This window comes from Acinetobacter lwoffii (assembly GCF_019048525.1).
Classification (GTDB): Bacteria; Pseudomonadota; Gammaproteobacteria; order Pseudomonadales; family Moraxellaceae; genus Acinetobacter; species Acinetobacter lwoffii_K.
Genome location: NZ_CP077369.1, coordinates 879766 through 891486, shown reverse-complemented (window position 1 = coordinate 891486; position 11721 = coordinate 879766). Strand labels below are relative to the sequence as shown.

General features: G+C 43.6%; 11 protein-coding genes. 8 read left to right on the top strand and 3 right to left on the bottom strand.

Going from position 1 to position 11721, the window contains the following annotated elements; translation table 11 throughout:
- Window positions 1-6 precede the first annotated feature (6 nt).
- Both I6L24_RS04140 and I6L24_RS04135 read left to right on the top strand, forming a co-directional pair.
- Entirely contained in the window at window positions 7-813 is an 807-nt protein-coding gene (locus I6L24_RS04140) for an ABC transporter ATP-binding protein (protein WP_004729039.1), read from the top strand.
- A 323-nt stretch (window positions 814-1136) separates the two neighbouring features.
- Window positions 1137-1757, top strand: coding sequence for a TetR family transcriptional regulator C-terminal domain-containing protein (locus I6L24_RS04135; protein ID WP_004281222.1), 621 nt, complete (start codon window positions 1137-1139; stop codon window positions 1755-1757).
- A 66-nt stretch (window positions 1758-1823) separates the two neighbouring features.
- On the opposite strand, the gene I6L24_RS04130 is transcribed toward I6L24_RS04135, so the two are convergent.
- Window positions 1824-2387: a 5'-methylthioadenosine/S-adenosylhomocysteine nucleosidase family protein gene (locus tag I6L24_RS04130; protein ID WP_005094889.1), complete on the bottom strand. Its 564-nt coding sequence runs from the start codon at window positions 2385-2387 to the stop codon at window positions 1824-1826.
- A 231-nt stretch (window positions 2388-2618) separates the two neighbouring features.
- Between I6L24_RS04130 and ribF the strand changes: the two genes are divergently transcribed.
- The 5 genes from ribF (at window position 2619) to I6L24_RS04105 (ending at window position 8217) form a co-directional block, all read left to right on the top strand.
- Window positions 2619-3620, top strand: coding sequence for a bifunctional riboflavin kinase/FAD synthetase (gene ribF / locus I6L24_RS04125; protein ID WP_005094887.1), 1002 nt, complete (start codon window positions 2619-2621; stop codon window positions 3618-3620).
- A gap of 64 nt (window positions 3621-3684) precedes the next feature.
- Complete coding sequence (gene ileS / locus I6L24_RS04120; RefSeq protein WP_216986464.1) at window positions 3685-6531, top strand: isoleucine--tRNA ligase; 2847 nt, start codon at window positions 3685-3687, stop codon at window positions 6529-6531.
- Window positions 6524-7063 (top strand): signal peptidase II, encoded by a 540-nt coding sequence (lspA, locus tag I6L24_RS04115; RefSeq protein ID WP_216986463.1) that lies wholly within the window; start codon window positions 6524-6526, stop codon window positions 7061-7063. The genes ileS and lspA overlap by 8 nt, the downstream gene beginning before the upstream one ends.
- A complete protein-coding gene (locus tag I6L24_RS04110) occupies window positions 7056-7538 on the top strand; it encodes an FKBP-type peptidyl-prolyl cis-trans isomerase (RefSeq protein WP_004281217.1) in 483 nt (160 codons plus the stop codon). Before lspA ends, I6L24_RS04110 begins: the two co-directional genes overlap by 8 nt.
- A gap of 136 nt (window positions 7539-7674) precedes the next feature.
- Entirely contained in the window at window positions 7675-8217 is a 543-nt protein-coding gene (locus tag I6L24_RS04105) for an NADPH-dependent FMN reductase (RefSeq protein ID WP_004281216.1), read from the top strand.
- Between the two features lie 268 nt (window positions 8218-8485).
- Here the strand turns inward: I6L24_RS04105 and I6L24_RS04100 are convergent, their stop codons facing one another.
- A complete protein-coding gene (locus tag I6L24_RS04100) occupies window positions 8486-8824 on the bottom strand; it encodes a tautomerase family protein (protein WP_005094882.1) in 339 nt (112 codons plus the stop codon).
- A gap of 517 nt (window positions 8825-9341) precedes the next feature.
- Entirely contained in the window at window positions 9342-10514 is a 1173-nt protein-coding gene (locus tag I6L24_RS04095) for a PQQ-dependent sugar dehydrogenase (RefSeq protein ID WP_216986462.1), read from the bottom strand.
- A gap of 203 nt (window positions 10515-10717) precedes the next feature.
- On the opposite strand from I6L24_RS04095, the gene I6L24_RS04090 reads away from it, so the two are divergent.
- Window positions 10718-11680 (top strand): IS30-like element IS18 family transposase, encoded by a 963-nt coding sequence (locus tag I6L24_RS04090; RefSeq protein ID WP_004691346.1) that lies wholly within the window; start codon window positions 10718-10720, stop codon window positions 11678-11680.
- The last annotated feature ends 41 nt before the right edge of the window (window positions 11681-11721 follow it).

The window sequence follows — 11721 nt, the reverse complement described above, 5'->3', positions numbered from 1 at the left end:
CATGTGATGACTGATCTCAGTTTAGGGCGTCATGCCAATGACCCGATTGTGCCACTGGACCAACCTGCGGCAGAGATCAATCCTGCTGCAGTGATCGGTGCCGAAATTATCATTGAACAGCTGCACAAGTTTTACGGTTCGGTCAAGGTTCTGGAAGATCTGGACCTGCATATCCAGCCGGGTGAATTTCTGGCAATTGTTGGTCGCAGCGGTTGTGGTAAAAGTACCTTATTGCGCCTGATTGCCGATCTGGAACAGCAAAGCTACGGCGAAATCAAATTTAAGTCTGCCCGGCATATCCGTGAAGGCATTACTGCAGATGATATCCGGGTGATGTTTCAGGACCCTCGCCTGTTGCCCTGGCGCAGCATCGAACAGAATGTGCAACTCGGTTTACCGAAGGAGCAGCATGCCAAAGCTTCGCAAATGCTGGAAAAGGTCGGGCTCAAAGAAAAAGCTGGACTCTGGCCTTCACAACTTTCCGGGGGTCAAAGGCAACGTACTGCCTTGGCGCGGGCATTGTCGCATCAACCGCGTATTCTACTGCTGGACGAACCGCTCGGTGCTCTGGATGCCCTAACACGTCTGGAAATGCAAAACCTGATTGAGCACCTCTGGACCGAACAAGGCTTTACCGCCATTCTGGTCACGCATGATGTCAGTGAAGCCGTGCAACTGGCAGACCGGATTATCTTGCTGGACAAAGGCCATATTGCCAAAGAGTTTAGAGTCAATTTGCCACGTCCCCGGCAAAAAAGTGTGACATTTGCAGAACTGGAACAGCAGGTCTTGCAGGCAGTTTTAGCGACCTGAATACCCACTCCCACCCAAAATCGCACATGGTTTTGGGTCTTATTCTTATAAAAAATACTTTTATCTCAATGAGAAGACATTTTCATCACTTTCATTTCAACATTATTCTTCTCCTCCATTGATGAAGAAAAAAGATGAATAAATGAAGTATTTTCAGAAACTTGAATTTTTCTCCCGGTGTAGATGCATTTAGCCTGTTTTAAATATTGATCTAGAGAATAAATCATCATTATTCAAAAAATTAGCCTGTGACTGTGTGCACAAATCTGATGATTTGCCGTACAATTGAGGATTCCCTTTTTCATTGTTTTTTATATTTGCTAATGGAACAAAAAAAGAGTACTCAAAAACGCAATCAGCTGCTAAATGCTGCACTAGACGTATTTTCCCTATATGGTTTTAATGGGGCAAGTCTGGATGAAATCGCACAAATTGCAGAAATGCATAAGTCGAATATTTTCTATTATTATGAAAATAAAGAAGCCCTGTATGTCGAGGTATTAACCACCGTTCTACAAAAATGGTTGGCGCCTTTACAAACCCTTGAAGCTGAACTTGAGCCTGAAGAAGCGATCACCAATTATTTGATGCAAAAAATTGAAGTGTCGCGTACCCAGCCTAAAGCATCCCGTTTATTTGCTTTGGAGGTGATTCAAGGTGCACCGCATATTCTGGAAATTTTAAAAGGTCCGCTAAAAAAACTGGTCAAGCGTAAAGCCAAAGTGATTTCCAACTGGCAGGAGCAAGGCAAGATTTCTGCAGATATTGATCCTGAGTTACTGATTCTGAATATTTGGGCGATTACCCAGAACTATGCAGACTTTGCGACCCAAATGGAAATGGTCACGGGTAAAACCTTGCGTAACCGCAGCATGCAGCAACGCATTATCCAGCATACGGTACATATGATGTTATACGGCGTGATTCCACGCACGGATAAATAAGCAAGCGCTTCTGATTGGCACACGACCATAGCTGCTATGGTCGCCGAGCAAACTTAACTTTCCTATTTATTTTACCATTTGATATAAATCTAATAATTTTTTCGCACCCAATAACAGATTTTCTTCCCAATCCAGATGCGCAGTCTCATTGGCTCCATCACTAATGTATTTCACTGAAATCAGCCGAACGCCCAGCTTTTTACAGACTTTGGCCAAGGCATAGCCTTCCATATCGACCAAATTACACGTCACTTTTGAAATACCGGTTTCAAAGCTGTCGCCTGTGCCACAAATCCCTTTCGGTAAATGGTCAAAGAAAGAATCCAACTCAATCGCACCCGGGAAATGTTGATCCATCGGAGTCATGCCGACCTCAAAGCCGAGGGGCGACACATCCATATCACGCTGTACAAATTGCGTGACTTCGACCAGTTCATGCGCATTGAAATGCGAACTCCCCGCGCTACCCAAATTCAGCAAGGTGCTGCAACCGGTGTTCTGAATTACCTCAAAGGCTTTAAAGGCCGCGTTGACTTTGCCAATCCCGCTGTAATGCACCTGAACGCCTTCTGCTTCAAACAAGCCTTTGGATTCATTGGATAGAGCCATGATGAGCGCCAGATCGGACATTCGAAACACCTGATATCAAGAAAAACCCTGACATTAGAAAACAAAACCGGCTGAATGAAAAGCACCAGTGCTCTGATCAGACATGATCAATGTGTACAAAAACAAAACTGCTCAATTCTAAGGAAGATGAATTTTCAAGAAAAATATTGCATAAAAACACAACAGCAAGACGAAAGCGCGAGATTATGGCAATATATAGCCTCTCGATATTTCTAAGCACTTGATTTGCCCATGCAGCTGCTCCGTCTAAATGCTTTAGCCTCTCATTCTGAATTACCCAAAACTGCCGTGACCATCGGTAATTTTGACGGCGTGCATTTAGGTCATCAGGCGATGATCCGTCAGCTGCAACACGTGGCTGAAGCACAGGGTTTAAAATCTGTGGTGATGATTTTCGAACCGCAACCACTTGAATACTTTCAGGGTTATGATGCCCCACCCCGTATTTCATCGTTGCGTGAAAAAGTTGAATATCTAACTGAATTGGGTGTGGACTATATCGCGGTGGCGAAATTTGACCATACTTTTCGCAGCCTGACTGCAGAAGCCTTTGCCGACATTTTAAAAGAAAAACTCAATGCACAACATCTGGTCTTAGGCGATGATTTTCACTTTGGTAAAAACCGTCAGGGCAACAGCGAATTCCTGCGCAATTACGGCTTTGAAGTGACCAATTTAAATACTATTGCTCTGGATGGTGAACGGGTCAGTTCCACCCGGATTCGCCAGACCTTGCAAGCCGGTGATTTAGCCTTGGCCGCGCAATTGCTGGGTCGTCCTTATAGCATTACCGGACGAGTGCAATATGGTGATCAGATTGGTCGAACTATTGATTTCCCGACCATTAATGTACGGCTTAACCGTCATAAGCCCTGCCTCAAGGGAATTTATGGGGTTGAAGTCATTTGCGAAACCCTATCCTTAAAAGACAAGGTAAAAGCCGATTCTGCAGCGCAAACAGGCATTGCAGGTTATGACCCCACTGCTCTGTTTGGGGCAGGTCATGTCGGCACACGTCCAGCCATCAAACAAGCACATCCAGAGTGGCGATTAGAAGTACATTTTCCAGATGTTTCTGCTAATCTGTATGGCCTGTTGATGCGGGTGACGTTCTTAAACTATTTACATGGCGAAAAGGACTATCCTTCGCTTGAAGCGCTAAAAGCCGGAATTGATGATGATGTCGAGAAACTGCTTGAGTTTCGTCGAAATCACCCCACATTTCCCTTTTAATATCCCATATTTTTATTGTAAAACGTGTCAGTGACATAACTGATTAGATTGGAAGACGACTTGCATGAGCGATAAGCAAACTCCTGAAAATGCAGTGGACTATAAAGCCACGCTAAACCTCCCAGGTACTGACTTTGCAATGAAAGCAAATTTGGCAGTACGTGAAGCGAAATGGTTAGAAGAGTGGTATGCCGACAACATTTATCAGCAGATTCGTGAATCGCGTATTGGCAAGAAAAAATACGTGCTTCATGACGGCCCTCCTTATGCCAATGGTCAAATTCATTTGGGTCATGCGGTCAACAAAGTACTCAAAGACATCATTATCAAAAGCCGTGTCATGGATGGCTTTGATGCACCGTATGTACCGGGCTGGGACTGTCACGGTTTGCCAATCGAACTCAAAGTCGAAGAAAAAGTCGGTAAAGTCGGCGTAAAAGTGGATGCATCTACCTTCCGTAAAGCCTGCCGTGAATATGCCTACACCCAAGTTGAGCTTCAAAAGAAAGACTTCGTACGTATGGGCGTATTCGGGGATTGGGACAATCCTTACTTAACGATGAACTTCAAACAAGAAGCTGACGTCGTACGTTCATTGGGTGCAATCGCGAAAGCAGGTCATATCGAGCCAGGTCTTAAACCAGTCAACTGGTGTTTAGACTGTGGTTCATCACTCGCTGAAGCTGAAGTTGAATACGAAGATAAAAAATCTGACGCAATTGACGTCGGTTTCACGGTTGTAGACCTTGCTGATTTATCTGCACGTGTCGGCGTAGAAATCGCTGATCGTACGGATATCGTGATTTGGACAACAACGCCTTGGACCATGCCTGCCAACCAAGCGGTTGCATTACACGCTGAACTTGAATACCAATTGGTTAAAGCAACAGCGGAAGATAAAGCTGCACAAAACTTTATCTTGGCGAAATCATTGGTTGAGTCTGCGACTCAGCGTTATGGCTTTACTGCATTTGAAGTGCTTGCTGAATTCACAGGTGCAAAACTTGAGAATTTAGTTCTTCAACATCCTTTAATTGCTGAACGCCAAGTGCCAGTGATCTTGGGTGAACACGTCACCGATGCTAGCGGTACAGGTGCAGTACATACCGCACCGGGCCACGGTGTGGACGACTATAAAGTTGGTTTACAGTACAACTTAAAAGTAGAAAACCCAGTCGGCGGTAATGGTGTGTATTTACCGACTTCGCCAATCTTCCCGGGCGAGCACATCTACAAAGCCAATCCAAAAATCATTGCAGCATTGACTGAAGCGACCAAGCTTTGGGCACACGTGGTGATCAAGCATAGCTACCCGCATTGCTGGCGCCATAAAACCCCGATTATCTTCCGTGCGACCCCACAATGGTTCATCAGCATGGATGCCAAAGGTCTGCGTCAAAATGCACTGAATGCGATTGAAAACGAGATCAGCTTTGTACCGGACTGGGGTAAAAACCGTATCCAGGCGATGATTGAAGGTCGTCCGGACTGGTGTATTTCACGTCAACGTACTTGGGGTGTGCCAATTCCGTTCTTCGTACACAAAGACACCAATGAATTGCATCCGCGTACGCCTGAACTGATCGAAGAAGTTGCCAAACTGATTGAACAAGAAGGCATTGATGGCTGGTACAACCGTGATGCATCTGAGTTTATCGGTGCGGATGCTGAGCAATATAATGCAGTTCGTGACACCTTAGATGTCTGGTTTGACTCTGGTACAACGCACTATGCGGTACTGCGTGAACGTGAAGAACTGACTGATCCTGCTGATTTGTACCTTGAAGGTTCAGACCAGCACCGTGGCTGGTTCCAGTCGTCGTTATTGACCTCGATTGCGATTAACGAACGTGCGCCATATAAAGGTCTATTGACTCACGGTTTCGTCGTGGATGAAAAAGGCCGCAAGATGTCCAAGTCGATCGGTAACGTGATCACGCCGCAAGACATCATTAAAGATATGGGTGCGGATGGTTTACGTTTCTGGATCGCCTCTGCGGATTACCGTTATGAAATGACCGCTGGTAAAGAAATCTTTAGCCGTGCCTCTGACGGTTATCGTCGTATCCGTAACACGCTTCGTTTCTTGCTTGCTAACCTGAATGGCTTCAAACCATCAACAGATGCGCTTCCTGTAGATCAATTGATCGCGCTGGATCAATACATTCTGCAACGTGCATCTGAAGTGCAAGAAACCATTAAGAAAGCATACGAAGATATGAACTTCCATATCGTAACGACTGCTCTGACTAATTTCTGTATCAATGACTTGGGTGGTTTCTACTTAGACATCATCAAAGACCGTCAATACACCACGAAAGCGGATTCGCAAGCACGTCATTCTGCACAAACTGCGTTGTATCACTTGGTACAAGCATTCGTGCGTTGGATGTCACCAATCCTGAGCTTCACTGCACAAGAAGCTTGGCCGTTAATTCCTGAGCAATCAGAGAAATACGTGTTCACGGCTGAATGGTATGATATTCCTGTGGCTTCAACTGCAAATGTAGTATCTGAAGCTGAATGGCAAACGCTCATTGCCGTGAAATCTGCAGTAAACAAATTCATTGAAACTGCACGTACCGCGAAAACTGTCGGTTCTAACTTGTCTGCCAAAGTTGAACTTTGGGCAAATGCCGAATTAAAAGCAGTGCTAGATAAGTTAAGTGATGAGCTTCGTTTCGTACTGATCACATCACAAGTGATCGTCAATGAGTTTGATGCAGCACAAGGTGAAGCATCTGATCTTGAAGGCTTGAATGTGAAAGTTTCAGCAGCTGATGGCGAAAAATGCGTACGTTGCTGGCATGTATTACCAGATGTAAATACACATTCTGCACATCCTGGTCTATGCGGTCGTTGTATCATCAACCTTCCTACAGGCCAAGGCGAAGAGAGAAAATATGCCTAATACCCACACCAAAAAGGGCTTATTCCAGTTCTATCCACATAATTTATGGTGGGTTGGACTGGCCATTCTGGCGATCATTCTGGATCAATGGACCAAATGGATTGCAGTGACAAATCTGAACTATGCAGAGCCTGTTCCTGTGCTGCCCTTTTTAAATTGGACACTGCTACATAACTATGGCGCTGCCTTTAGTTTCCTGTCCGATGCCGGTGGTTGGCAACGCTATTTCTTTACTTCACTGGCAGGTTTAGTGTCTGTAATCTTTGTGTTTTGGCTGATGCGCATGCCAAAAGACATGAAAATTTTACCATTGGCGATTGCCCTGATTCTGGGTGGTGCCATCGGTAATTTAATCGACCGGGTCAGCCTCGGCTATGTAGTCGATTTTATTCATGTGTATTACCAGAACAGCCACTTCCCTGCGTTCAATATCGCAGATAGTGCTATTACTGTAGGCACTATTCTGATGCTGATTGATACCTTTTTCTTAGAAAAACATCGAATTCAACGGGCGCAAGCACAACATGACTGATTTTATTCATCCTAACGAAGAAACCCGGGTTGCAGACGGTTCTAAAGTCGAGCTGCACTTTTCTGTCGCAATCGAAAATGGCGTGGAAATTGACAATACCCGTAGCCGTGAAGAACCGGTCAGCCTGGTGATTGGTGATGGCAATTTACTGCCTGGTTTTGAAAAAGCACTGTTTGGTTTACGTGCCGGTGACCGTCGTACGGTGAGCCTGCCGCCAGAAGATGCTTTTGGTCCATGGAATCCAGAAAACATCCAGAAATTTGATACGGTGAAGTTCGGAGAACGTCCGATCGAAGGTCACATGATCGAGTTTGAAGATAAAGCCAAAGCCACCTTGTATGGTGTGGTGAGATCGGTGAATGATGACATCACTGAAGTAGACTTTAACCATCCATTGGCAGGCAAAAACATCACTTTTGAAGTGGAAATCTTTAAAGTGACACCTGCGGGTCAGCAAGGCATTAAACTGATGTAAGACATCAGCTAATTAACTGATTTTAAAAAAGCTCCTTCGGGAGCTTTTTTATATTCCGGATACAAATCATCTCTAGTCACCTTCCTGAAATCTGATTAATTTAATTTGATGATCAGACCCGAAGAAAGGATGAAACATGAAAATTTATATTGTGGTTGGGAGTGTGCGTGAGGGACGTACCGCGATTAAAGTGGCGCACTGGGTACTGCAGGAAATTAAAAGTTATGCCTTTAGCACTTTAGAAACTGAAATTGTCGATCTAAAAGAATGGGATCTTCCGCTATTTTCTGGTGCCCATCCGCCATTGACCGGGATTTATGATCAGCCCAAACAACAAGACTGGGCAGATAAAATTGCGCTCGGCGATGCCTTTATTTTTGTCACGCCTGAATACAATCATGGCTATAGCCCTGCCCTGAAAAATGCCCTGGATTATCTCGGCAAGGAATGGCAAGGCAAGCCGGCAGCTTATATTGGTTATGGCGCGACCAATGGCTCACGTTCGATTGACCAGATTCGTCAAGTCGGCACTCAACTTGGACTGGTGGATACCAATGCCGTGATCGAAATCCGTGACATCTTTGCACGCAACAAAGATTATTCCTTCCAAGGCAATGAATTTGATAATAAAAACTTAAAAGCTGTGGTGGATAGACTGATTCAATATGTCAGTGCTTAATGACTGGACGACAGTCCTGTACGTTTTAGCCTACATGCAGCGCAGAGTTTGGCCGCTATGCGGTCGTTTTATGCGAGGCTATAGTCAGTACATAGACAGACAGGAAGTCTGCTCAGCGATACGACAACAATAAAAAGCGCTAATCAACAGGACGTTGACAGATTAGACAGGAGTCAGATCTGAGAAGCAAATCCAGAAAAGCCTCTACAGGATGTTGAGGCTTTTCTGTTTAAACTTTAGATTTAACGTGACTACTGATCTGGATGCATCAGACATCAACCTTAAACCCGAGATCAACATCACAGGCGGCTTGTCCTCCTCGAATCCCCCAATTTTCCAATGCACTTTCTCTCAGATGAATCAAAATATGATCTGCAGGAATACCGATTTCCCCGAGACTTTTGACCATCTGCTGATACAAATTGCGCTTGGTCTCCAGACAGCGTCCAGCAAAACAGTCAATACTGATCAAGGTAAAATATTCAGGCTGAGCTAAATGACTCATATACTGAAAACGATGCGCTTCATGCACGACCAGACGAATATTACGATCATATTCAGGTAGCTGAAAGGCAGTTTTCACACAATGAAATACGCTGTTAAGCAATTGTTCCTCAACTGCTTGAGGATATTGTTGGCGAACTTCAATTTAAATCGTAGGCATAGGAGTTTCCTTTTTATTATTTTATCGACATTTTTATTTATATCAGTTGATGCATATCAAAAGAGTATTCTCTCGCTAACATACAGCAAAATCATCACCGCAGTTTATGATTTGGTCAGATGATCATTTTGAAACAGTATTTTTAAAATTATCTTTTAAAATTCGGCTGTCGGCTTTGACCTACAATCCATGCAGTTAAACTGCCCTATTGCGTTGTATCGCTTCAGGCTATATTCAGATCATACCAAGACAGGAAGTCTTGTAAGAAAAATAAAAAAATTCACGTAGCAGGATGCTGATCGGTATAGCAGACATTATACCTTTAACAGAATATGAAAAGGCCTTCACAGGATGTAGAGGCCTTTTTCTTTCATGCCAGCATCAGCTTAAAAAGATTTTTATTCAGATGGTCAGCTTATTCAATATTTCATATTTAGATAAGCATCCTAAAAGCAGAGGATTAAGGTGCTGTCATTTTTAACAGAGCTGCTTGCGGACCATCTTGAATCACCCACAGTGAACCATCCTGTGCCTGAGCAACCCCGCGAATCCGCTCTTTCATATCCAGACGCTGAACTTCTTTCACTGGGGTCTGGTTCGTATCCACAATCACAATCGCCTTGGAAGACAGACCGGTCGCAATCGCCTTATTTTTCCATTGCGGGAAGACATTAGCCGTATAAAATATTAAATCTGAAGGAGAAATTACCGGAGTCCAATCCAGTGCCGGGGCTTCAAATTCAGGTCGGGTACTGTGATCAGGAATCGGCTTGCCATCATAATGATTGCCATTAGACACTAACGGATAACCATAATTTTTAGCTTTGACAATCTTGTTCAGTTCATCGCCGCCTTTCGGTCCCATTTCGATCATCCAAAGCTGCCCTTTCGGATCAAAAGCCATGCCTAGAGGATTACGATGTCCGAGACTCCAGACCTGCTGGGAAATTTTACCCTGAGTCATAAACGGATTATCGGCAGGGATTGAGCCATCATCATTCAGGCGAATAATTTTACCGGCATTAGATTGCATGTCCTGTGCAGGATCAAATTGCTGACGCTCTCCTGAACTGATCCATAACTTACCATCCGACCCGAATATAATCCGATGGGCATAATGTCCCTGGCCTGAAAATTTCGGAACTTGCGTCCAGATCCGTTCAATTTGTGTGAGTTGAGGAGTGGCTTGATTTAGGTCCAGTTTGCCACGAATCACCACTGCACCATATCCGCCTTGGCCTTGTTCGGCATAGCTCAGATATACCCACCGATTCTTTGCAAAATCTGGATGCAAGGCTACTTCCCCTAAGCCACCCTGGCCTCCATATGCGACTTGAGGTATGCCTTTAACTTCAATTTTTTTCTTGGTTTTTGGATCAAAGAGCTGCAATTTTCCTTTGCGCTCAGTAATTAATAGTCGGCCATCCTTTAAAGTAGTAATCGCCCACGGCTCATTAAATTGAGCAACCTGTTCAACCTTATATTTTTGCAAGTTAGAAGAGACTGCATCCGATTTGGCAGTTGATGTAGATACCTCTTGACTACTTCTAGAAGATGAATTCTCTGCATGACAGGCAGTAAATGCTAAAGCACAACAACTGAGTAGAATTTTTATTTTAAATTGCGACAACATTATCTTCTCCATACTGATTTATTGTTCAAATTAACATCAAGATACAGAATTTATAATGTAAATTCAGCAGAGAAAGGTAAATAGATACATTTTAAAAACCGCAGATTCAAATCCCAAGTGCAACACATTTGTAGTTAGTTGAAAAAGTTAGGTGTATTCATAGAATCATTAGACTTTTTCAACTCGCAATTGGAAAGCACACAATGAAGAAATACACCCAACTTTCTCAAGATGAAAGATACGAAATTTATGCTACTTTGAAAAGTAAAAGTTCAATCGCTACCCTTGCTCGGGAATTAGGACGTTCACGATCAACCATCTACCGTGAATTAAAAAGAAATACTGGGCAACGTGGATATAGAGCTCAACAGGCAGCTAAATTTGCAAGTCAAAGACGCTACCGTCCTTCATCATCAATGACAGCATTTGCCTTCGCTTATATTGATTATTTGATTGGTTTGGACTGGTCACCCGAACAAATTTCAGGTGCTTTAACACAACGCGGTTGGCTGGATGTACCTTCACATGAGTGGATTTACCAGTACATTTATCAAGATAAATCAAAAGGCGGTAAACTTCATCTACATTTAAGGCATCAGAAGAAATATCGAAAACGCGGTTACAAAAACACGGATCGTAGGGGTCAAATCATTGATAAAACAAGTATTCACTGCCGACACCAGGTCATTGATCAACGACAACGTTTAGGAGATTTCGAAGGTGACACGGTGATTGGTAAACATCATAAAGGTGCTTTATTGACTCTCGTTGATCGAAAGAGCCTGTATGTACATATTGTTCATTTAGGGCCAACAAGAGCATCCTCTCAAACGATTACTTGTGCATTAGATCGTTTACAAATGAGCCATGCTTATAGTGTGACATTTGATAATGGCAAAGAATTTTCCGAACACAAAAGAATTACTGATGCTGGCATAGAGACGTATTTTGCTGATCCTTACAAGTCTATTCAGCGAGCTAGAAATGAAAATACGAATGGTTTAATCCGTCAATATCTGCCAAAATCATCATCGTTTGATGGCGTGTCAAACGAACAAATAGAGCAGATAGAATTTGCACTCAACCATCGTCCTAGAAAAACACTAGGTTGGTATACACCGAGTGAAGTTATGGCTGGTTTTTATACTGTTGCACTTGCCGCTTGAATCCGCCAACTATAAAACAAGTTAATTTTGAAGTTTTATTT

Excerpts from the sequence above, each read along its gene's own strand:
- I6L24_RS04130 (WP_005094889.1), bottom strand. The coding sequence starts at position 2,387 with ATGTCCGATCTGGCGCTCATCATGGCTCTATCCAATGAATCCAAAGGC.
- ribF (WP_005094887.1), top strand. The coding sequence starts at position 2,619 with ATGCAGCTGCTCCGTCTAAATGCTTTAGCCTCTCATTCTGAATTACCC.
- lspA (WP_216986463.1), top strand. The coding sequence starts at position 6,524 with ATGCCTAATACCCACACCAAAAAGGGCTTATTCCAGTTCTATCCACAT.
- I6L24_RS04095 (WP_216986462.1), bottom strand. The coding sequence starts at position 10,514 with ATGTTGTCGCAATTTAAAATAAAAATTCTACTCAGTTGTTGTGCTTTA.
- I6L24_RS04105 (WP_004281216.1), top strand. The coding sequence starts at position 7,675 with ATGAAAATTTATATTGTGGTTGGGAGTGTGCGTGAGGGACGTACCGCG.
- ileS (WP_216986464.1), top strand. The coding sequence starts at position 3,685 with ATGAGCGATAAGCAAACTCCTGAAAATGCAGTGGACTATAAAGCCACG.
- I6L24_RS04140 (WP_004729039.1), top strand. The coding sequence starts at position 7 with ATGACTGATCTCAGTTTAGGGCGTCATGCCAATGACCCGATTGTGCCA.
- I6L24_RS04090 (WP_004691346.1), top strand. The coding sequence starts at position 10,718 with ATGAAGAAATACACCCAACTTTCTCAAGATGAAAGATACGAAATTTAT.
- I6L24_RS04110 (WP_004281217.1), top strand. The coding sequence starts at position 7,056 with ATGACTGATTTTATTCATCCTAACGAAGAAACCCGGGTTGCAGACGGT.
- I6L24_RS04135 (WP_004281222.1), top strand. The coding sequence starts at position 1,137 with ATGGAACAAAAAAAGAGTACTCAAAAACGCAATCAGCTGCTAAATGCT.